Origin of the sequence: Chryseobacterium sp. LJ668, from assembly GCF_019613955.1 — a bacterium.
In the GTDB taxonomy this organism is placed as follows: Bacteria; Bacteroidota; Bacteroidia; order Flavobacteriales; family Weeksellaceae; genus Chryseobacterium.
The window spans coordinates 2178048-2201855 of sequence record NZ_CP080443.1; the positions used below are offsets into that span (position 1 = coordinate 2178048).

20 protein-coding genes are annotated in these 23808 nt (G+C 33.5%); all 20 read left to right on the top strand.

Going from position 1 to position 23808, the window contains the following annotated elements:
* Positions 1–34: 34 nt before the first annotated feature.
* Positions 35–502: a regulatory protein RecX gene (locus tag K0U91_RS10210; protein WP_219971265.1), complete on the top strand. Its 468-nt coding sequence runs from the start codon at positions 35–37 to the stop codon at positions 500–502.
* Between the two features lie 74 nt (positions 503–576).
* Positions 577–2790 carry a T9SS type A sorting domain-containing protein gene (locus tag K0U91_RS10215; protein WP_220179555.1) on the top strand — a complete coding sequence of 738 codons (2214 nt, stop codon included), beginning with the start codon at positions 577–579 and terminating at the stop codon, positions 2788–2790.
* Positions 2791–2797: 7 nt separating this feature from the next.
* A complete protein-coding gene (locus K0U91_RS10220) occupies positions 2798–3031 on the top strand; it encodes a hypothetical protein (protein WP_219971267.1) in 234 nt (77 codons plus the stop codon).
* Between the two features lie 326 nt (positions 3032–3357).
* A complete protein-coding gene (locus K0U91_RS10225; RefSeq protein ID WP_219971268.1) occupies positions 3358–5337 on the top strand; it encodes a polysaccharide biosynthesis protein in 1980 nt (659 codons plus the stop codon).
* A gap of 100 nt (positions 5338–5437) precedes the next feature.
* On the top strand, positions 5438–6247 hold the full coding sequence (locus tag K0U91_RS10230; RefSeq protein WP_219971269.1) for a polysaccharide biosynthesis/export family protein: 810 nt from the start codon (positions 5438–5440) through the stop codon (positions 6245–6247).
* A 24-nt stretch (positions 6248–6271) separates the two neighbouring features.
* Entirely contained in the window at positions 6272–8644 is a 2373-nt protein-coding gene (locus K0U91_RS10235) for a GumC family protein (protein WP_259429335.1), read from the top strand.
* 36 nt (positions 8645–8680) lie between these two features.
* Entirely contained in the window at positions 8681–10048 is a 1368-nt protein-coding gene (locus K0U91_RS10240) for a nucleotide sugar dehydrogenase (protein ID WP_220179556.1), read from the top strand.
* A gap of 13 nt (positions 10049–10061) precedes the next feature.
* A complete protein-coding gene (wecB, locus tag K0U91_RS10245) occupies positions 10062–11180 on the top strand; it encodes a non-hydrolyzing UDP-N-acetylglucosamine 2-epimerase (protein WP_220179969.1) in 1119 nt (372 codons plus the stop codon).
* Complete coding sequence (gene wecC / locus K0U91_RS10250) at positions 11177–12382, top strand: UDP-N-acetyl-D-mannosamine dehydrogenase (protein WP_220179557.1); 1206 nt, start codon at positions 11177–11179, stop codon at positions 12380–12382. Before wecB ends, wecC begins: the two co-directional genes overlap by 4 nt.
* A 10-nt stretch (positions 12383–12392) precedes the next feature.
* Entirely contained in the window at positions 12393–12791 is a 399-nt protein-coding gene (locus K0U91_RS10255) for a sugar 3,4-ketoisomerase (protein ID WP_219971272.1), read from the top strand.
* On the top strand, positions 12784–13197 hold the full coding sequence (locus K0U91_RS10260; protein ID WP_219971273.1) for a sugar 3,4-ketoisomerase: 414 nt from the start codon (positions 12784–12786) through the stop codon (positions 13195–13197). The genes K0U91_RS10255 and K0U91_RS10260 overlap by 8 nt, the downstream gene beginning before the upstream one ends.
* Positions 13198–14190 (top strand): 3-oxoacyl-ACP synthase III family protein, encoded by a 993-nt coding sequence (locus K0U91_RS10265; protein ID WP_220179558.1) that lies wholly within the window; start codon positions 13198–13200, stop codon positions 14188–14190.
* Positions 14191–14213: 23 nt separating this feature from the next.
* Positions 14214–14888 (top strand): SDR family NAD(P)-dependent oxidoreductase, encoded by a 675-nt coding sequence (locus K0U91_RS10270; RefSeq protein ID WP_219971277.1) that lies wholly within the window; start codon positions 14214–14216, stop codon positions 14886–14888.
* Positions 14885–15820, top strand: coding sequence for a GNAT family protein (locus tag K0U91_RS10275; protein WP_219971279.1), 936 nt, complete (start codon positions 14885–14887; stop codon positions 15818–15820). Before K0U91_RS10270 ends, K0U91_RS10275 begins: the two co-directional genes overlap by 4 nt.
* Entirely contained in the window at positions 15817–16923 is a 1107-nt protein-coding gene (locus tag K0U91_RS10280) for a DegT/DnrJ/EryC1/StrS family aminotransferase (RefSeq protein WP_220179559.1), read from the top strand. Before K0U91_RS10275 ends, K0U91_RS10280 begins: the two co-directional genes overlap by 4 nt.
* A complete protein-coding gene (locus K0U91_RS10285; RefSeq protein WP_220179560.1) occupies positions 16916–18391 on the top strand; it encodes an O-antigen translocase in 1476 nt (491 codons plus the stop codon). The genes K0U91_RS10280 and K0U91_RS10285 overlap by 8 nt, the downstream gene beginning before the upstream one ends.
* A gap of 2 nt (positions 18392–18393) precedes the next feature.
* Positions 18394–19671 (top strand): glycosyltransferase family protein, encoded by a 1278-nt coding sequence (locus K0U91_RS10290; RefSeq protein WP_220179561.1) that lies wholly within the window; start codon positions 18394–18396, stop codon positions 19669–19671.
* A 434-nt stretch (positions 19672–20105) separates the two neighbouring features.
* Positions 20106–20879 (top strand): O-antigen ligase family protein, encoded by a 774-nt coding sequence (locus K0U91_RS10295; RefSeq protein WP_220179562.1) that lies wholly within the window; start codon positions 20106–20108, stop codon positions 20877–20879.
* Between the two features lie 5 nt (positions 20880–20884).
* Positions 20885–22714 carry an asparagine synthase (glutamine-hydrolyzing) gene (gene asnB, locus K0U91_RS10300; protein ID WP_220179563.1) on the top strand — a complete coding sequence of 610 codons (1830 nt, stop codon included), beginning with the start codon at positions 20885–20887 and terminating at the stop codon, positions 22712–22714.
* Between the two features lie 6 nt (positions 22715–22720).
* Positions 22721–23803: a glycosyltransferase gene (locus K0U91_RS10305; protein ID WP_220179564.1), complete on the top strand. Its 1083-nt coding sequence runs from the start codon at positions 22721–22723 to the stop codon at positions 23801–23803.
* Positions 23804–23808 lie beyond the last annotated feature (5 nt).

Here is a 23808-nt window from a genome sequence, read left to right on the forward strand (position 1 = left end):
CGCCTTTTTTGATTTAAGATTTTAAGAAACTGAAATGGAAAACGAAAAGAAACTTTTCACTTTTACCGAAATTAAACAAAAATTGGTCAATTACTGCGTATATCAGGATCGCTGTCATGCCGAGGTGGAGCAGAAGATGCGGGAATTTGTATTGATTCCTGAAGCGAAAGAGGAAATTCTTTTATATTTAATGAAAGAAAATTATCTGAATGAAGAAAGATTCACCAGAAGCTATATTCGCGGAAAATTTAATATTAAACATTGGGGAAAAACAAAAATTAAGATTCATTTAAAGCAAAAAGGCATCACGGAAAAGTTAATAACTAAGTGTTTTGACGAAATTGATGATGAGGATTACCTAAACATAATTAAAAAAATATACGAAAATTACTCCTCAAAATTAAATGGATTATCATTATATCAGAAAAAATCAAAGACCATTAAATATCTCCTAAGCCGTGGTTTTGAGTACGATATGATCCTGCAAGTAACTGATAATTAACATATATGTAATTTTAAGTTTGTTATTTTCTTTTCTAAATGACTAGTTTTGTCTGACGAAAAAAAAATAATTATATGAATTTAAAACTACAAAAATTATCGAAGATGTCTGCGGCATTTTTGATGACTTTATTCTCAGTCTGGAGTTGGGGACAAACTGCTTATTTAATGTCTTCAGGGGATAAAACGTGGGACTTGTCTGGAACTTGGACAGTAAGTGGAAATACTTATACCGGAACAGACGCAAATAACTGGCAAAGTGTTGGAATTAGTGGTACTGGTAACGAGGTGACATCAGGAACAAGAACTACAAAATCGTCTGCGACAATCACTACGACAACATCTGGAGGTCTTCAGAAACCTTCAGGTACAATACAGTTCCTCTCTACTGGGTCAAGTGCCACTCCAGAAGCTGTGGCAATAGATTTATTATTAAATTTTACAGGTAGAAAAGCAGAGACTTTAAGTTTCGATTGGGCAGCAATAGATAATAGTAATGGAACACGTCCTACTTCCCTTAGAGTTTTTTGGAGTACTAATGGTACTACATTTACTGAATTATCTGCGGCTCAGTTATTAGATAAGGTAAGTAACAACACAGGTTCTATAACATCTATTGCACTTCCACCGGAATTTAATAATACTTCTACGGCTAGAATACGTTTTTATAACCATGCAGGTACTACTGCTACGGGTTCAGGAAATAGAGATAAATTTCAAATTGATAATATTTCTGTTACAAGTTCCATTTTACCTCCAACATGGGATGGATCTCAATGGGTAGGCGGAACACCAACGGCAAGCACAGATGCTGTAATTGCCGGTAACTACAATGGAGCAGGATTTACAGCTCAATCTGTTACGGTAAATTCTACTTTCACTTTAACCATTAATTCCGGGCAAACCGTTACTACCGGTAATCTTACCAACAACGGTGCGGTTATCGTAAATGACGGTGGAAATTTAATCCAGACTGCAACAGGAACTTATTCGGGTGCAGGAACTTTCACAGTGAACAAAAGCGGAGCAAGTGCGCCAAGTAAATATGCATTCTGGTCTTCTCCTGTGGCATCTCAGAATTTAACATCGATTTATGGTGTAGGAAATACGCCTTCATTTATAACAGAATACGACACAACCACAGATTATTTTGTGAATGCTGCTTCTACAACATCAGTTGTTGGTAAAGGATACTCTATCAAAACTCCTGCGGTTGCTAATGTATCATTTGCAGGAACACCAAACAATGGTACACAGACTTATACTTTAGCTACAACAGGGAGCGGACATAATTTGGTTGGGAATCCTTATCCTTCTAATTTAAATCTGGATGCTTTCTATACTGCAAATACAGGAAGAATTACAAATACATTCTATTTCTGGGATAATACAAGCAATTCTGTTACTACTCAGGGCGGAACTACTTCTGTAAATATCGGCTATGCAACCTATAATGCTTTAACTCAGGCATGGGCTCCTGCACCAAATGTTGTCCCTGTTCCTACAGGAAACGTTGCGAACATAGGACAAGGATTCTTTGTTCAGACAGTGACTACACCTACAGACACTTCTTTAGGCTTTAACAATGATATGAGAGTGGCAACTACAGGAACATTCTTTAATAAAAACAATTCATCTACAGAGGGTAAGTTTTGGTTGAGAATCAATTCTTCATACAATACAAACAATACATTTGTTGTTGCTTACTTATCTCCGGCTTCTGATGCCTATGATAATTATGACTCCAAAGCAATTGCAACAGGATCTGATGCGTTCTATACCATGGCAGATGCGCAGAAATTACTGATCCAGGGTAAATCAGCTTTTGATACGGATGATGTAGTACCTGTGGGAGCTAAGCATTTTCAGACTGGTAATTTTGTAATTTCTTTAGTTCAGAAAGAAGGGGTTTTTAATAATGGACAGGCTGTTTATCTTCACGATAAGGTTGCCGGAACTTATACCAATCTTCAAAATGGAACGTATAGCTTTAGTGCAAATTCCGGTGAGATTACCAACAGATTCGAGATCGTTTATAAATTAGATGTTCTAGCAACATCAGAGGTTGAAAAAAATGCTTTTGAGGTATACAAAGATGGTGAAGATTTTGTGGTAAGAAATGATAAGAATATAGAAACAGTAATGGTATTTGATGCTGCAGGGAGAAAAATTACACAGATCAATGCCGCCAATTCAAAACTGGTACGTGTAAAACTGGATGCTAAAGGAATGTATATTTTGAAGGCAGTTTCTCAAGGTAAAGAATATTCTAAAAAATTAATTAAATAATCAAATGATGAAAAGAATAATAATAATTTGTACCATTATCATTTCAGGTTTTGCTAGTGCGCAGCAGCAAACCTCTGATAATAATTCATATGTATATGAGACAGAAGAGTTGCCTGAAGGAGATGTTTTTCCTGGTAATCCTGCAGATCCGGCTCCGGTTGATCAGTATATCCCAGTTCTCTTTCTTGTAGCTGCAGCAATGATATTTACTTATGCACAAAAGAAAAAGATTGCCAAATAATAAATCTTATATCTCTATAATCCCTCTGAATAATTAATTTCGAGGGATTTTTATTAATTATTCACCAGCATTTATATAATAACAGTGAAATAAATAAGAATGTATTGTTAATGTTTTATTGGTAAGAATATTCTATAAATTACAAATTATGATTATAAATTTATACCTTTGTATTTAATTTTGATTTATGATAGTTAATTTTTCATCTCATACATTACAAGAATGTTAAAATTGATGAAGAAACTCTTTCAGAGCCATTATATGTAATAAGTCATTTTTTAATCAGAATAATATGATTATATTTGCCAAAATAATAAAACACCAAAATGTTGAAAAAGCTTAACGACGCTTTTACTGCTTTGTACAATGGGGATAATATTGTGAAACTCACAGAGCTAAGGTATATGCCTAGGTGGACGGTCATACTTATTGATCTCTTTATTGTTTTAGTATCTATATTCCTCTCATACTTTTTTTTAGATAGGCTTCACGTTAAAATCAACTTTCCAAATTATATATTTGAGCAAAGACTTTTGCTGATTTTTGTAAATATAACATTTATGTTTGTCTTTAAAACCTATGCAGGTATTATCAGACATTCCACTTTTTTTGATTTTTTCAAAATAATATTATCTTCCGGTAGTACATTAATAACTATTTTATTTCTAAATTATTGTACAGAATTCTGGATGGGCGAATCTTTGTATCTGTATCCTAATCTTTTTTTATATTTTTTGATCTCTGTATCGATGATGTTCTTTTTCAGAATGATCACCAAACAGTTTTTTAATATTTTAATTGATTTTAAAGGCTCATCATCTAAAATTAGAATTGCAGTAGTTGGGGTAGGAGATGCATCAGTATCTTTAGCAAGAGCTATTTTACATAATCCTAATTATCCTTACCGTTTGGAGGGTTTTCTTACTAAAAGATCAGATTCTCATAAGGCTGTATTATTGGGACAAAAAATATATAACAGCGACCGTTTTTTCAGGAATAGAGATTTAATAAAACAATTTGATGCCGTTTTAATTATCAAAGAGATCATGACCAAACATGAGCTTGAAGAATGGATGACCTTGGCGCTAGATCATGGCTTAAAAGTCTTGAAGGCACCTACAGTAAGCAAAATGAGAGATTCAGATTTAGTAGGCGGTATCCGTCAGCTTCAGATTGAAGATTTACTAAACCGAAGACCCATTAAAATTGAAAATGGAGATGTCATCAAAAGACATGCTGAAAAGAATGTGTTGGTGACAGGTGGAGCGGGATCTATTGGCAGCGAAATTGTAAGACAGGTTGCGCAGTTCAGACCTTCTTTAATTGTAGTTCTGGATCAGGCAGAATCTCCGTTATACGAATTAGAATTAGAATTATTAGAAAAATTCCCGAGTCAGAATTTTAAATTTGTCCTGGCAGATATTTCCAATAGTTACCGTCTGGAAACATTGTTTGAAACCTACCAGTTTTCAATGGTTTACCATGCAGCAGCATATAAACATGTTCCTCTGATTGAAGAAAACCCGCACGAAGCGATCTTCGTTAATGTATTAGGAACAAAAAATGTGGCTTTGCTTTCAAAAAAATACAAAGTCAACCGTTTTGTAATGGTTTCTACCGATAAGGCAGTTAATCCCACCAATGTAATGGGGGCATCCAAAAGAACGGCAGAATTATTTGTGCAGTCTTTACAAAACTCAGAAGGTAATTCTACAAAATTCATCACTACCCGTTTTGGTAATGTATTGGGTTCAAATGGTTCTGTGATCCCACACTTTAAAAAGCAGATCGAAAAAGGGGGTCCTGTGACAATCACCCATCCCGATATTATCAGATATTTCATGACTATTCCTGAAGCTTGCGAATTGGTTTTACAAGCAGGAACTATGGGAAATGGAGGAGAAATTTACGTATTCGATATGGGTGAGCCGGTTAAGATACTAGATTTAGCCAAAAGAATGATAAAGCTATCGGGTTTCACCCCGGATGAAGAGATAAAAATTAAATTCATCGGGCTCAGACCGGGTGAGAAATTGTTTGAAGAGCTGTTAAGCAATGATGCTACCACAATTCCTACTCATCACGAAAAAATCATGATTTCTAAAGATCCAACTGTCAGATTTGATGATATTGAAATTTTATTCAAACAAATTATTAAATCTGCTGTAAAAAGAGATAAAGTACAGGTAGTGACTTTATTGAAAAAAATTGTCCCGGAGTTTATCAGTAACAATTCTGAATACGAAATTCTCGATCAAAAAAAATTAGAGAATACAGAAGATCTTGCTTTTGAGAACATAGAATAATGTGGATTCTTCTGATGAACGGATCTAAACAAAACCAACATAAAAAAACATATTTTGTTTAAAGAATAATAACCCTACTTTTGTGAAAAATATATTTAGAATGAATATTAAAAAATATTGCATATACGGAGCTTTAAGTTTAACAGTATTTTCTTGTACACCAAGGCAGGAAATTAATTATATGAAAGATATCGAGAGTATTGCTCTTGATAATTCGATTAAAAACAGCAGAAGTAATTTACAGCCGGGTGACCAACTGATCATCATGGTTTCAGCTAAAGATCTTGATGTAGTAAAGCCATTTAATCAAAATTATTCGTCAACATCTACAGTAACACAGTACTCCACACCAAATGGTAATTCCCAGCTTCAGCCAGCTCCTGATTCCGGACCTATGTATACAATAGATACGGATGGGAATATTGATTTTCCACAGATTGGCCAGGTAAATACCAAAGATGAAAATATTGAAACATTAAAAGAAAAGCTGGCAGGTTTAATTTCTACATATGTGAAAAGCCCCGTAGTTAATATCAAGTTGATTAACTTTAAAGTTTCAGTTCTGGGAGAGGTTGCAAAACCTGGAACCTATGTAATACCTGACGGAAATATTACTCTTTTACAGACTCTGGGTTTGGCGGGAGATTTAACACCTTATGGTGTTAGAAACAATATTTTGATTGTAAGAAATGTAGACGGGAAATTTACACAGCAGAGGATTGATATCACCAGTGCACAATTTATCAATTCTCCTTATTACTATATGAAGCAGAACGATATGATATATGTACAGCCCAATACAGTGAGAGAAAAGTCAGCAAGAGTTGACCCAAATACCGGCTTATATATTTCTGTAGCTTCAGTAATAGCTTCTCTAGTTATTGGAGTTTTAGCGCTTACAAAAAATTAATAATACGAATAATCATTCTTTATAGTGGATTATAATCAAACACAAGAAGAAACTCAGGAAGAGTCACTCAATATTAGAGAAATAATTAAACCATATATTTTTAAATGGTATTGGTTTATTCTAGGAGCAATGATGGCTATACTGGCTGCATGGTTTTTTTTAAGATATACCATCCCGGTATATAATATAGAATCTACTTTGCTTATTAAAGAAGTAAAAAAATCATCATCCGGACAGCCCGACATGTCTGTGATCTCTGAGATTGGCGGTGTAGGAGGAATGGGAACAAACTCTGTAGATAACGAAATTGAGATTTTTAAATCTAAAAAACTCATGGTCTCTGTTGTGAAAGAGTTGGGTCTAGAGACAGGTATCTTTTCAAAAGGTAAGCTGAAAGATACGGAATTGTATAAGGATACCGCACCATTTATTGTAAGGGTTATTAGTGAAAAGCATAAAGGCATTTATCCTACACAGCAAGTTTTTGCTACGGTACAGGGAGATAAAATCATTCTAGAATCAGAAAGCTTTAAAGCGCCTATAGAAGCTTTTTTCAATAAAGCGTGCTCAATGCCCTTTGGTGTTGTAATGTTTCAGAAAGATTCTAAGTCTATCGCCAATTCAGGGAAAGCGCTGCATTACCGACTTGAGTTTATGTCCTCTATGAACAGAGCTAGATTGTTACTATCTGACTTAAAAGTAAGTTTAGTAGAAAAAAATGCTACTGTAATAAAACTAAGCCTCAATCATCCTTCTTCTGAAAAAGCAGAAGATATTTTAGACAGGCTGGCTACCAATTATAATCGTGAAGCTATTTTAGATAAAAATTCGGAGGCACAAAAAACAGCCGCATTTATCGACGAAAGAATAACTTTGATTAGTAAGGAGCTAGGTCAGGTAGAGTCTCAGAAAGAAAATTTTAAAGTTCAGAATAATATCGCAGATATTCAATCTGAAGCCGAATTATCATTAGAGACAGCTGCCACCACTCGTCAGCAGCAAATAGCTAATGAATCTCAGCTTGAATTGGTTAACAGTTTGATAGGAAATTTAAACAGACATAGCAATTATGAAGTTTTACCATTAAATGTAGGTCTTACAGATGCAGATTCTAACACAAATATTGGAATGTACAACCAATTGGTAACAGAAAGAGCAAGACTGTTAGAAAATTCTACAAGCGCCAATATGATGGTACAGGATGTTACAAAGCAGATTAACAGTATCAGAAGTTCTGTGTTACAAAGTTTGCAAAAAAGCAGATCAGCACTTCAGATTGCAAAAAATAATATTCAGTCTGAACAAAATAGATTAGCAGGAAGGATTTCTAAGATTCCCGTTCAGGAAAAACTTTTCAGAAGTATAGAAAGACAACAGAATATCAAAGAACAATTATATCTTTTACTATTACAAAAGAGAGAAGAAGCTGCAATTTCTTTGGCAATTGCTGCACCAAAAGCTAGAGTAGTTGATGATGCATTAACTACAAGTGTTGTTTCACCGAAGACACAGATTACTTACTTAGGAGCAATAGTCGCCGGTTTACTTTTACCTTTTATTATTATATATCTGCTGGAATTATTTAATAATAAAATTAAATCTAAACAAGATTTAGAAAAACTGGCAGTAGGAGCAACTGTAATTGGAGAGTTACCATCATTAGAAAAAGGCGATCCGGAAATCGTTCAGCTAAATGATTTATCACCTTTGGCAGAAGCATTCAGAATCTTAATCACAAATATCAATTTTATGTTGCCTAAAAACAAAAAAGGGAATGTGATATTTGTGACCTCAACTGTAAAAGGTGAAGGAAAAACTTTTACCTCTGTTAATTTAGCACTTACTTTGGCTACCCCTCGTAAAAGAGTGGTAATCATAGGTTCAGATATTCGTAATCCTCAATTACAAAGATACAACGAGAGCAGAAGAGGCTTGGTAGGCTTATCAGAATTTATGTATGATGACCAAATGACAATAACTGAGATTATTCATCAGACTACCTTCAACCCATATTGTGATGTTATTTATTCTGGTGCAATTACTCCTAACCCGACAGAATTATTATCAAATGGGAGATACCAAGAACTGATTGATGGATTAAAACAGACCTACGATTATATAATCTTAGATACGGCACCGTTGATGCTGGTAACAGATTCATTCTTAATTTCGGACGTTGCAGATGCTACAGTATACGTTACAAGATCAGGATATACCGAAAAAGAATTGATTGGTTTTATCAATAAGCAGATTAAAGACAAGAAAATCAAAAATGTAGGTTTGGTCCTTAATGATGTTAGCAAAATGAATAGTGGTTATGGTTACGGATACAAATATGGCTATGGCTATGGTACTGATCAGAAGAAATCTTTCCTGGAAAAGATTTTTAAAAAATAATTACGAATTTCAGCATTGAAATAGTTGTAAATATAGATGAATAAAAAACATAGAATTGCAGTTATTGGGTTAGGATATGTAGGGTTGCCCCTGGCTCGTCTTTTTGCAACAAAATATCCGGTTGTAGGTTTTGATATCAATGCAGAGCGTATCAAGCAGCTCAATCAGGGTTTTGATTCTACTCAGGAAATCTCTGAAGAGGTATTGCAGTCAGCTTTAATAAAAAGTAATCCTTTGATTGCTGATTTGGGTGTTGATGTAAGTGATTCAGATTCACATGTTCAAGTACAAGAAACTACAGGATTATATTGTTCATCAGATATCAATGATATTGCAGGTGCAAATATTTATATTGTTACAGTTCCTACACCTATAGATAAACATAACAGACCAGATTTAACTCCTTTGTATAAATCTAGCGAGACGATCGGTAATGTATTGAAGAAAAATGACATTGTTATTTACGAATCAACCGTTTATCCGGGAGTAACAGAAGAAGAATGTGTGCCCGTATTAGAGAAGGTCTCAGGTTTGAAATTTAATCAGGATTTTTTTGTTGGATATTCACCCGAAAGAATTAATCCAGGAGATAAGGAGCACACAGTTGATAAAATTTTAAAAGTTACATCGGGTTCTACTATAGAAATCGGAAAAGTTGTAGATAATTTATATAAATCTGTTATTACTGCAGGCACACATTTAGCGCCAACAATTAAAGTGGCAGAGGCATCGAAAGTAATTGAAAACTCACAACGTGATCTCAATATTGCTTTTATGAATGAGCTGGCAAAGATTTTTTCTTTAATGGATATTGACACCCACGATGTTTTGGAAGCTGCAGGTACTAAATGGAACTTTCTGAAGTTTAAACCTGGGTTGGTTGGCGGACATTGCATAGGTGTAGATCCGTTCTACTTAGCACAAAAAGCGCAGGAAATTGGATATTATTCAGAATTGATTTTAGCTGCCAGAAGACTCAATGACTCTATGGGAGCATTTGTAGCTTCTCAGGTTGTAAAATTAATGATCAAAAGCGATATAAAAATAAAGGGAGCAAAAGTTTTGAATTTAGGAATCACCTTCAAAGAAAACTGCCCCGATATTAGAAATTCTAAAGCTGTTGATGTAATTACTAGTTTACAGGATTATGGTGTTGATGTGGTTACTTGTGACCCTTGGGCTGATCCTAAAGAAGTTCTTGATGAATATAAAATTATTTCTCATCAAAATCTGGATGATCTTCAGATAAATAAAGGGCTTACAGAAAAATTTGATGCAATAGTCCTTACAGTGGCACATGAGGAATTTCTTGACCTTGATTTTAGTGCTTCTCTGAAAGAAAACTCTATCATTTATGATGTAAAAGGAGTGCTAAACAAAAATAAAGTAAATAAAAGACTATAATTAACTACTAGTGATAACAAAACACCTTATTATATTTGGTACCAGACCAGAAGCTATAAAAATGGCTCCTTTGGTAAAAGAATTTAAAAAATATCCCCAATTTGATGTAAAGGTTTGTGTAACTGCACAACATAGAGAAATGTTGGATCAAGTTTTAGATTTTTTTGAAATCATACCTGATTACGATCTGAATTTGATGAAACCAAATCAAAACTTATTTACACTCACTGCAAATATCATTACAGAACTGAAGACGGTTTTGGATGATTTTAGTCCAGATTTTGTCTATGTTCATGGTGATACCACTACAACAATGGCTGGTGGACTAGCTGCCTTTTACTCAGGAACTAAATTATGTCATGTTGAAGCGGGGCTGAGAACTCATGATAAAAGGTCTCCTTTTCCAGAGGAAATAAACCGTCAGGTTACAGGTCGATTGGCAGATTATCATTTTGCTCCAACTTTAGAATCAAAAAATAACTTGTTAAAAGAAAATATTGATGTAAGTACTATTTTAGTTACTGGAAACACTGTTATTGACGCATTGTTAGAAAGTACTGACAAAGTAGATAAATTGGATAATTCAGAGATTAAGCTACTCAACAATATAGTTGATCCAAATAAAAGATTAATTCTTGTTACAGGTCATCGAAGAGAAAATCACGGTCAGGGTTTTATTGATATTTGTAAAGGTCTGAAGGAGATTGCAACTACTAATCCTGACGTTCAGATTATTTATCCTGTACATCTAAATCCAAATGTGAAAGGACCTGTTTATGAAATTTTATCAAATATTGAAAATATAAAATTAATTGATCCATTAGCTTATCCGGCTTTTGTTTGGCTAATGAATAAAGCATATATTATTATTACAGATTCAGGTGGTGTACAAGAGGAGGCTCCAAGTTTAGGAAAACCGGTCCTGGTGATGCGTGATACTACAGAACGTCCAGAAGCTGTTGATGCCGGAACAGTCATTTTAGTGGGTACAGATAAAAATAAAATTGTTTCTGAAACTCAAAGTTTATTAGATAATTTACAACGCTATGAAAGTATGAGTGCTTTACATAATCCTTATGGTGATGGCAAAGCTTCTCAGAGAATAGTAGACTTTATTAAAACAAAAATATGAAGAAAATCCAAGTGGTAACTATAGGATTAGGTTATATAGGTTTACCAACATCCGCTCTAATTGCCGATAATAATATTTCCGTTCATGGCGTTGATATTTCGCAAAGTGTCGTTGATACAATTAACGCCGGAAAAATACACATTGTAGAACCGGATTTAGAAACAATTGTGACAAAGGTTGTACAAACAGGGTATTTGGTTGCAAATACTACTCCAGTTGCTGCAGATACGTATTTGATTGTAGTGCCTACTCCTTTTAAAGGAAATCATGAACCGGATATTTCATATGTTCAGGCTGCTACAGAAGGTATTATACCATTACTTAAAGAAGGAGATTTATATATTATCGAATCGACCTCCCCAATTGGAACTACAGAAAAAATGATGGATCTGATCTTTACGAAAAGACCAGAACTTGTAGATAAAATTTTCTTAGCATATTGTCCTGAAAGAGTGTTGCCTGGAAATGTAATGTACGAGCTCGTGAATAATGACAGAGTAATTGGAGGTGTAAATACAGCATCTACTCAAAAAGCGATAGAGTTTTACAGTCAATTTGTAAAAGGTAATTTGCATGCAACGAATGCTCGTACCGCAGAGATGTGCAAACTTGTTGAGAACTCATCACGTGATGTACAAATTGCATTTGCCAATGAATTGTCGCTGATATGTGATAAAGCAGAAATTGATGTTTGGGAATTAATTGATCTTGCCAATAAGCATCCGCGAGTAAACATTTTACAGCCAGGATGTGGAGTAGGTGGTCATTGTATTGCTGTAGATCCATACTTCATAGTGTCAGATTATCCTTTAGAATCCAGAATTATTGGTAAAGCTAGAGAGGTAAACAATCATAAATCATTTTGGTGTGCCGAAAAGATAAAAGAAGCTAAAAAAGATTTTCAGCTAAAAAATAATAGAGAACCAAAAATTGCTTTGATGGGAATGGCATTTAAGCCAAATATTGATGATTTAAGAGAATCACCCGCAAAATATATCGTTCAGAGAGTTTTGCAGGATGCTAATGATGACGAGTATTTTATTGTAGAGCCCAACATTCATACTCACAATATTTTTAAGATTACAGATTATCGGGAAGCAGTAGAAAAAGCAGACATAGTTGCTCTGTTGGTAGCTCATAATGAGTTTAAAAATATTACTTTCAGAGAAGATCAGGTTATTTTGAATTTTTGCGGAATCTAATTCTATAGTTATGGAAAAACAGAAAATTAATCTTCCTAAAATTCTGGATAAACGAGGGAATTTATCTTTTTTCGAATACCCTAATCAGTTGCCCTTTGAAATCGCAAGAACGTATTGGATTTATGATGTACCCGGCGGTGAAGTAAGAGGTAGCCATGCATTCAGAGAACAGCAAGAATTTATTGTTGCTCTTTCAGGCAGTTTTGATGTAGTTTTAAATGATGGCGAAAATGAAGAAAGGTTTTCTCTGAACCGATCATATGACGGCTTGTATATTCCTAAAATGTATTGGCGGAAATTAGAAAATTTTTCAACCAATTCAGTTGCACTACTTGTCTCAGACAGATCTTATGACGAAGCAGATTATATCAGAGATTTTGAAGAATTTAAAATTTTAAAAAATGGATAAATTATCGGTATTTGATTGTTCGATAATTGATTTAGGTAAAATCAATTTTGAGGAAGGAAACCTGACGGTTGTAGAAAACAATTCGGGCTTTCCTTTCAGCGTTAAAAGAGTATTTTATCTATATGATATAGCCGGTGGCGAAAGTCGTGGGGCACATGCACACAAAGAATGTCATCAATTTCTTATTGCTGCAAGTGGTAGTTATGAAGTTAGTTTAGATGATGGTCAGTACAAAAGACAGGTATTTCTTAACAGACCCAATATAGGCCTGCATATACCTCCTGGAGTCTGGGCTTCAGAAATAAATTTTTCTTCCGGAGCGATCTGCCTGGTTTTGGCATCGCACACTTATAATGAAAATGATTATATCAGAGATTACAGTAATTTTTTAGAATTTGTAAAATAAATGAAGCAGCTAGTAAGAAACGTTAAGATTATAGGAACAGGTTCTTTTGTTCCGGAAACAATATATACCAACGAGTATTTAGAAACTATCCTGCCAACAAGTGCAGAGTGGATTTTTGAAAATTTAGGAATTAAAGAAAGAAGAATCGCTAGCGATGCCGAAGCTACAAGTGATCTGGCCTGGAAAGCTGGTGAAAGAGCAATCAGCAACGCTGGGCTTACAAAAGATGATATAGATTTAATTATTGTTGCAACAGCAACTCCCGATCGCTTAGCACCTTCTACCGCATGTATCGTTCAAGACAAGCTGCAGGCTTATAATGCTGCAGCATTTGATATATCTGCTGTTTGCAGCGGATTTTTATTTGGTATGTCTGTAGCATCGCAATATGTTGCAAGTGGAGTGTATGACAATGTACTTATTATCGGTGCCGATACATTCTCAAAAATTACAGATTGGTCAAGAAGAGATGCAGTGTTTTTTGGTGATGGAGCTGGTGCTGCAGTAATTTCACATTGTGAGGATGATGGCGGTTTTCTTGCTTACCGTCTTTACTCTGACGGTAGAGGAAAAGAAAATTTCACAATTCCGGGTGGCGGGTCTGAGTTTCCTGCAAATTCAAAGACCATAGAAGAAAAAAAGCACTTCTTTCAAATGAATGGTAGTGCAGTCTACGAAACAGCAACAAAAGTACTTCCAAAAGCAATAATGCAGGTTCTGGAAGATACCGGCTTGTCAATTGACGATGTAGATTTAATGGTCCCTCATCAACCTAGCATTAAAATATTACAAAAGACCGCTGAAATTATCGGACTGCCTTTTGAAAAAGTGATGACCAATATGGATAAGTATGCCAACACTTCAGGAGGTACATTGCCTATCTTACTGGATGAATTGCATAGAGCAGGAAAAATAAAAAAAGGAAATATTATTCTTTTTGTTGCAGTAGGAAGTGGATGGACATATGGAGCATCTATCATTAGATGGATGTAGATTAAGTAATAAATAAAAAGATTATGATTTTAGTAATTGGAGCTTCAAAAGGAATAGGTAATTTTCTATATGAGAAATACAAATCTCTGGATTATAAAGTTTTAGGTACTTATAACAGTACCGCTTCCTCAACTAACGAACTTTCAAAGATTGACGTTACAGATTATACACAAGTTTCAGAGTGGGTTGAAAAAAATATAGAATCTCTTGAAAATGTGACGCTTATAAATTGCGCAGGCATAACTTACAATTCTTTTGCCCACAAATCAGATCCTGAAGCCTGGAAAAAAGTTATTGATGTTAATCTTGTAGGTACTTTTAATTGTATCAGAGCTGTACTGCCCATTATGCGCGCTCAAAAATTTGGAAGAATCATCAATTTTTCTTCTGTAGTTGCAACTAAAGGCACACCGGGAATCAGCGCATATGCTGCATCTAAATCTGCATTATGGGGAATGTCAAAATCTTTAGCACAAGAAAATGCAGGGCTCAATATCACGATCAATAATATAAATTTGGGCTACAGTGAGTTGGGCATGATCAATCAAGTGCCACAAGAATTTCTTGAAGCCCTTGTAAAACAGATACCTGCGAAAAAATTATGCGAGCCTATCGATATATTCAGAACCGTTGATTATCTTATTAACTGTGAATATATAAACGGCTCATCAGTTGATTTAAACGGAGCATTGATATGAATACAGCATCAGTTGAAAACCAAATAGAATTCAGAAAAAACGAATTGATGCATTATGCACCGACAAGTTTTTTCAGAAATAGTGCTGAGAAATCATTTGAATATTTTGTTAAAAATGATATCCTTTCTCAGATTGGAGCGAATGATAAAATTTACAGTAAAAAAATCGGTGATTCTATTTATAATTTCTTTTACGAATTTTTAAAATGGGATAGTGATTTTTTTAAAATGCCTACTTATAAACTGAATTATATTCTGTTTGAAGAAAGTAATTATTCCAACTTACTTGAGGCAATATCAGCTTTTAAAGAAGATGTTGTCAAAGACAATTATATCTTTATTGAAATTCCTTCTGAAGATATTTTTGTTATTCAGGCATTAAATGAGAGCATGTTTCGGATGGTAGAAACAAGGATGACCTATTATCTTGATCTGAACTCTTTTGAAAATGAAAGATATCCTGTAAGACAAGCAGTCGAATCAGATATTCCTAATCTTAAAAAAGTGTCTTCAGAAATGGTAAATCCATTTGATAGATTTCATGCGGATATATCATACGATTCTGTGATTGCAGACAGTTTTCTTGGAGTATTTGCAGAAGAATCCGTTAAGGGATTTGCAGATTTTGTAATGGTTCCTGATGAAAACGGAGTTGCCGCAGATTCATTTTTAACAGTAAAATACAATAAAAGCTGGTGGGATGAGATTGAGACTAAAGTTTCAAAAATGGTTCTAAGTGCTGTATCGTCTAAAACAAACAAAGGATGGTACGTAAAATTGATCTCTGAGATGGCATATCATTTAAGAGAACAGGGAGCAGAATTTGCATTGATGCACCCTGCTTCCACCAATAAAGCAGTGATTCATTCTTACGAGAAATTAGGATGCAAATTGGGTAAAGTTTCACATATTTTAACTTATATCAAGAGATGATTAAATTTTTAGATCTACAGAAAATAAACCTTGCTTATCAGCAGGAAATTGAAGAAAGAATTCTTACAACTTTTCGTTCAGGATGGTATTTGTTGGGCAATGAAGTGAAAAATTTTGAAGAAAATCTAGTGAAATATATTGGAGCAAAACATGCAATTGGTGTAGCCAATGGTTTGGATGCCCTGAGATTGATTCTTCGTGCGTATATTGAATTGGGAATTATGCAGAAAGGGGATGAGGTGATCGTACCTGCTAATACTTATATCGCATCGGTTTTGGCCATATCAGACAATGGGTTGGTACCGGTTTTAGTAGAACCAGATCAGAAAAATTTCAATATTGATATTTCGAAAATCGAAGAGAAAATCACTTCCCGGACAAAAGCCATCATGATTGTGCATTTATATGGTCAGGTTGTTTATTCAGAAGAGCTTAAAAACTTAGCAGAAAAGCATAAGCTTAAAATTATAGAAGACAACGCACAGGCAATCGGCGGAGAATGGGAAGGCATAAAGGCCGGAAATTTGGGAGATGCTGCAGGTTTCAGTTTTTATCCCGGGAAAAACTTGGGAGCTTTAGGTGATGCAGGAGCCATTACTACAAATGACGATGATTTAGCAAAAGCAATGCGTGCATTGGCCAATTATGGTTCAAATCAAAAATATATCAACATTTATCAGGGGTTAAATTCTAGACTTGATGAGATACAGGCGGCAGTTTTAGATGTTAAGCTTAAATATATTGATACAGAAAATACCAGAAGACGCGAAATTGCAGAAAAATATATTTCAAAGATAAAAAATCCGAACATTATTCTTCCTCAATTACCGATAAACGGAAATGAGCACGTTTGGCATTTATTTGTGATCAGAATTCAAGACAGAGAAAAGCTTCAAAATTACCTTGCCGAAAATGGTGTTCAGACATTGATTCATTATCCGATTCCTCCGCATAAGCAAGAGGCGTATCAAGAAATGAATGATCTGATATTCCCGATTACAGAGAAGATTCACAATGAGGTGCTGAGTTTACCCATAAGCCCGGTGATGACTGATGAGGATGTGGAGATGGTAATTGGTTTTATTAATAATTATAATGAGTAAATCAACCGGTTATAGAACTGCTTTAAAATCAACAAGCATATTTGGTGGCGTACAGGTTATCAGGATAGTTATCAATTTGGTTAGATTTAAGCTTGTTGCAATTCTTTTGGGGCCATTTGGTTTTGGAATTATAAGCATGTATAATACGATAATAACTTTTGTACAGTCACTTTCAAGCTTAGGATTGGCTAATAGTGCTGTACGCGACATTTCCGTAATCGGTTCAGAAAAGCCAGATAAAAGAAATTTAGTCGTTAGTGCGATATACAAATGGTTTGTAGCGACAGGCGTAATTGGAATGGTAGTTATGATAGGGCTATCTTCAATTATATGTAAAATATCTTTTGATAATTATGAGTATACAGTTCCTATTATGTTACTTTCTGTTTGTGTTTTATTTCAAACGATAAATAATGGCGATCTTGCCGTTATACAGGGGTTCAGAGATTTGAAATCCTTGGCAAAAGTAAATATTGCAGGTTCTTTGATAGGGCTCATTGTATCAATTCCTTTTTTTTATTTTTTTGCTGAAAAAGGGATCATCCCATCATTAATATTATCATCATTAGTGATGGTAATCTTTTCAAATTTTTTTCTAAGAAAATTAGATTTTACTTTTGAAAAACAATCTCTGAGAGAGATTTATAAGTTAGGTAAAAGTACAGCGCGTCTGGGTATCATGTTGTCAATAAGTGCAATTGCTGTTTCTCTAGTAGAATTTATTGTAAAAGCTTTTATCACAAGATACAGTAGTACGGAGATTGTAGGTTTATATCAAGCCGGCTGGACGATTAATGCAAGTTATGTTGGTGTTGTTCTTACCGCAATGGGAACTGATTATTTTCCTCGTTTATCAGAAGCGTCGGGAAATGGTGATGAAACAAGATCAATTGTTACCGAGCAGACCGAAATAGCGTTGATTATTCTAGCACCGATTATTTGTATAATGATAACGTTTTTGCCATTCATTATTCAAATTTTATATACCAAAGATTTTTTAAGCATTGTTCCAATGACAAGAATTATGTTGTTGGGCTCATTCTTTAAGGCATCATCCTGGGCAATAAGCTACATGTTTTTAGCAAAAGGTGATGGAAAACGATTTTTAATGAATGAGTTAGTAATAAATTTAATATCATTATTATCAATGATTATTTTATTCTACTACTTTTCATTGGAAGGTATTGGCTTGGCTTTTACTTTAAATTATTTGATATATTTCATTATGGTTTATTTGGTAGCTAAAAAGAAATATAATTTTACTTATACTGTTAGTTTTTGGAAATTGTTGGGAAAGTACAGCGCTATTGCTATGATTATCTTCACTATTTTTGAGATATTTGATTATAATTTGTACACGTATATAGCAGGATGTTTTGTGTCAGTTTTTATGATGATTGTAGTATATCATGATCTGAATAGTAGAATGAATATATCATCGATCATACAAAAAATTCTAAAGAAATAGGGATGTTTAGAAAAGACATAAAATCTTATTGTATAATGACACAAAGTATTGGAGATCTAGGCGGATCTCAGCTTTATACGGTAAGAAGAATTAAACATCTATTAAAAAGGAATATAAAAGTTTGTGTTGTCGCAGGTTCTAACGATAATTTTACATTACAAAAAGAGTTTGAAGGAATTGATATACTTATTGTACCGGAAATAAATTTTCTGCCATCGATGTTTACAAAAGCAAGATGGAAGTCAGTTGTTCAAAAAATTGTTAGTTTTTTGCAAGTAAACAGATATGATGTCATAGAATCGCATTCTATATCTACAGGTGTTTATGCTGAATTGGTTTCTAAACAGACAAAGAGTAAAAATATTATCTACTTACTAAATGAGGATAAAGTTAAAAATGAAGATGGAATAAATTTTAATAATTTTTTTAATTTTAAACTAAAGAGAAATGAATTGTTTGGCGTTTCAAGCAAATCATTAGAAATTATCTTAAACAGAAGCTTATCAGAAAAAGAAAATAATTTTATCAATATACCTTTTGATCTTGAGGAAATTTCCGGCAATGAGAGTTTATCTATTATTGATGAAGTAACAGGTAATGATGCAGATTTAAAAATACTTTCCATAGCAAGATTAGACAAAACATATTTGGTCAATCTCATAGAAGAAATTATTGAGTTGGCAAAAGAACGCTACGATTTAGAATTTTTGCTTGTAATAATCGGAAACAGTAGTGATGCGAGAATACTGGAAAGTTTAAAATCCAGAGATCCTAATCTGAAAAATTTAGCAATTTTTTTCCCGGGTTATGTTCATCCGATACCGTCAATATTGTTTAAGAAAGTAGATATCTTTATAGGGCAGGGCACTGCAAGTGTTAATAGTATTTCACAAAGATGTGCTACAGCGATTATTGATCCGCGGGATAATAAATCACCGGGGTTTTTAGGGGTAGATACAAATAATTTTGGGTACCCTGAGAAAGATGTGCCCAATAGAAGTATTAAGGAGATATTACAACAAGTAATACTTGACAGAAATATCATTTCTATAGCCCAGGAATTTGGCGAAAAATTATTTTACAGTTCTTATCTTTCATCCAGCGTCATGAAAGATTTTGATGATAAAATTATAAAGTCTGATATGGAAATAAAATATTGGGATTTCATATTTATCAAAAGCAAAAGAAGAATAATCGAATTTTTATTAATATATATATTCGGGATAAAATCATTTGAAATTATTTTTAATAAAATCGTAAAATGGAAAAGTATTAAATAATGAAGTTCTCAAAATTTATATCTTTTTGTTCCAGTCTCAATCTTATTCTTACGATTGCGGGTTATTCGTTTATTACTACTTTTTTTCTACCGCTGAAAATTGTTTCGGCAAGTATGACGCAGATGGTAACGATTCCTTACAGAATTTTTGTGCTGGTACTTTCGTTAATCATTATTTTTTCATTAATAAATAGAAAATTGAATCTTAATAATTGGGTCAAGGTTTTAATTTTCTTTTGGATTCTTTATATTGCTAGAATTGTTTTTGATTTAAGTTTCAGATTTGATGATTATTTTACCAGAGAATCCAAATTTCTTTATTACTCTTATGTTTTCTTTATTTCATTTATGCCTTTTCTTTCTATAGTACTGAGCTATAAGTACATAGATTTCAACAAAGTTTTGAAATTCAGTGTGATATTTTTAGTGATAAGTATGATTGCATCACTTTTTGATACTTCCATGTTAGATGAAAATAGTCGTTTGACGGGGAATGTTGGTTTAAATCCTATCTCATATGGAGAAGTAGGTGCGAAATCAATTATTCTTGGAGGTTTTTTATTTGTAAGAAGTCGGAAACTATTTATGAAAATAATAGTTATTGCAGTTATTTTGTTAGGCTTTGCTACATTAGGAAGAGCGGCTAGTAGAGGTCCTCTCTTAAGTTTATTTATCGTTACCTTTTTTTACTTTATCGCAGCCCGGAAAAATCCTGTTGTAGCGATTTTAACATTCCTGTTCTCTTGTGTTTTTATTATAGTTTTTCAGCAATACATTATAGATCTTCTCGGTTTTCTCTCTCCAACTTTAAAATTGAGGGTAGAAGCTTCTCTGTATGAAAATGATTCCTCCGATAGAGGCGAACTTTTTATTGGTGGTATCAATCAGTTTTTAGATCATCCACTCTTTGGAAATTATTTTGTCTTATATCCCGAAAGTGGAAAAGGAATTAATACTCACAATATGATTATTGATGTATTTATGTCTTTAGGAATGATAGGCGGACTGCTGCTCATTGTATTAATGATTAAAGGAATTGCTAGTTCTTATAAAATAATTAAGATGCGCAGCTCAATCAATTGGATAGCATGCCTTTTTGTGTTCAGTGTTATCTCTTCAATGGTTTCAACATCTTTTTATATGGATCCATTTTTTTCTGTTATGTTGTTTTTAACAATTGCTGCAACGAGTAAATTAAATTTGAATTAATTATTATGTGTGGAATATTTGGCGTTTATAATTTTGACCGACAAAAAGTATCAAGAGATAGATCTCTGGCTGCTGTAAAAAAAATTAATCATCGAGGTCCCGATTTTCAAAAAGTTGTCTTCTATAACGACGAAGCTATTGCTCTGGGACATGCAAGACTTTCCATAATAGATTTGTCAGACGTGGCAAATCAGCCTATGGAAACAGATAAATACAGTGTTGTATTTAATGGTGAAATCTACAATTATATTGAAATTCGTGAAGAATTAAAAACTGCGGGTTACAGCTTCACTACAAACAGTGATACAGAGGTTCTCATACATGCTTATGATTATTGGAAAGATAAATGTGTTGAAAAATTTAATGGTATGTGGGCTTTTACCATTCTTTGTAAAAAAACAGGAAATTTATTTTGTTCCAGAGACCGTTTTGGAGTAAAACCATTTAATTATTATTACGACAAAAAGAAACTGATTTTTTGCTCCGAAATTAAATCTATTCTAGAATACGATCCTGCTCTCAAAGTACCAAATTATAATTCTATCGGCTTATTCTGCAGAGAAGGAATTTGCGGTGAGATTGAAGAGACTTGGTTCGAAGGTATTAAAAGATTGATGCCGGGACACAATATGTATATCGTTGATGGTGATGTTAAAATAAAAAAATACTATGATTTTCCTACAGATACCATAGACATTTCTTTTAATGATGCAAAGATTAAATTCAAAGAAATATTTGACGACGCCGTGAAGCTTAGAATGCGAAGTGATGTTCCTGTGGGAACAACTTTATCCGGTGGTTTAGATTCGTCAAGTATTGTCTCAAGCGTACGTACTTTTTTCAAAGGAGAACATGATACTTTTACTGCACATTTTCCAGATTTTAAAGATGATGAATATGCAAATGCAAAAAAAACGAATGAAGCATTAGATTTAACTGGAAATCCAATAATAATTAAATATGGCGAAAATTACCTCGAGGTTTTAGAAGAGATCATTTATCATCTAGAATCTGGTCACCTTTCACCATCTATTTTTCCACTGTGGAGAGTATACGAGCAATCCACAAAAAAAGTTACGGTATTACTGGAAGGGCAGGGAGCTGATGAATTGCTGGGAGGATATATTGCTAGTTTCGGAGGATCATTTTTAAAAGAGCAATTAGGAAAAGGAAATATTAAAAATTTCTTAAAGCAATTTTCACTTCTAAATAAAAATTACAATATAAAAAGTATTGCAACACTTTACTTAAGAGCCAATCTGCCAATTGCGGTTCGAACATTCATAAGGAGAAATGTTCTAAAGTATGAAAACATTTTTGATGGTCATATTAAGACGGTTTCTTATCCCGAAAAAACAAAAAACTCATCAAATTCACCTTTAAAAAATCAATTGCAAGAATCACATCAGACAACTTTGGTGAATCTTCTACATTATGGTGATGCTTTATCTATGGCATTCGGATTAGAATCCAGATTACCATTTATGGATTACAGACTTGTTAATTTCTGTTATACATTACCTGCAGAGTATTTAATTAATGATGGCAAAGGAAAATATATTCTTCGTGAAGCAATGAAGGATGATCTGCCTAAACATATTTATGAAGATGCAAAAAAACTGGGCTTTCCATCACCAGTTGATAAATTTTTTAGAGAAAATAAAGAATTATTAAAAAGCATCTTGCTAAGTGAAAAATCGAAGGCACGTAATATTTTTAATAGTACTGAATTAGAGTATTTTATTAATAATAGGATGGATAAGAATAGCGGTGAAAGGGTTATTTTCAGAGCTGTTTGTGTTGAATTGTGGTTTAAAACTTTTATTGATAAATAATTGGCGATGAAGGATAGAATAAAGCTACTCATGTTAGTGAATTACATACCGCATTATAGACTTCCGGTTATAGAAAAAATTGGTGAAATTTATGATTTAACGGTAGCACATTATGCTGAAGCCCCTTTAAAAGAGAATACTCTTTTTAAGCAGATAAAATTAACTCCCAAAAATCTATATAAATTTAAATTTTATAAAGAAGATATTTTTAAGCTATCATCAAACTATGATGTCGTATTAACTTTATCCGAGCTTTGGACCGTTCCTAATATGTTACTGGGTTTTAAAAAGAGAAGTTTCGGGTTGGTATATTGGGGAATTGGCGTTACAGCATCCTATGATAAGAGTTTTGATTCAGGTGGTTTTATTGATAAAATTAGAATGTATATATCAAATAAGGCCGATTCTCTGCTTTTTTACAGCGATTATCCGATAAAAAAGCATTTAGATTTTGGGATTAAACGCGAAAAACTATTTGTTGCGAATAACACGGTTCTTGTTGAGAAGAAAATCGAGATTAAAAAAGAAAAAAAGCATTTTATTTTTGTAGGATCATTATATAAGCAGAAAAAAATCTATGATCTGCTACATGCCTACAAAGAATACATTACTTTTGCGGAAAATATTCACCCGCTAATTATCATAGGTGATGGCGATGAAAAATCAAATATTCAAAAATGGATAAAAGATGAAAAATTTGAAGAGTATATATCTTTAAAAGGACATATTAGTGATCAGAATATTCTTGAGAAGTATTATGAAGATTCTCTAGCATGTATTTCACCGGGACAGGCTGGTCTCACTGTTCTAAATTGTATGGCATATGGGGTTCCCTTTGTTACAACTGAAAATGCCATAACGGGTGGTGAAATTCTTAATATTGATCATAATATTAATGGCATAAAATATAAAGGTGCTGAAGGTGAGTTAAGCCAAATACTCAGTAAATTGTCGAAGGATAATGCTTTTGTAAATTTTTTAAGCGTAAATGCGCAAAATCACTACTTTGAAAATAGAACAGTAGATAAAATGGTTAAAGGTTTTAAAGAGGCAATTGATTATGCTTACCTCACGATAAATCAAAATTAAAATAA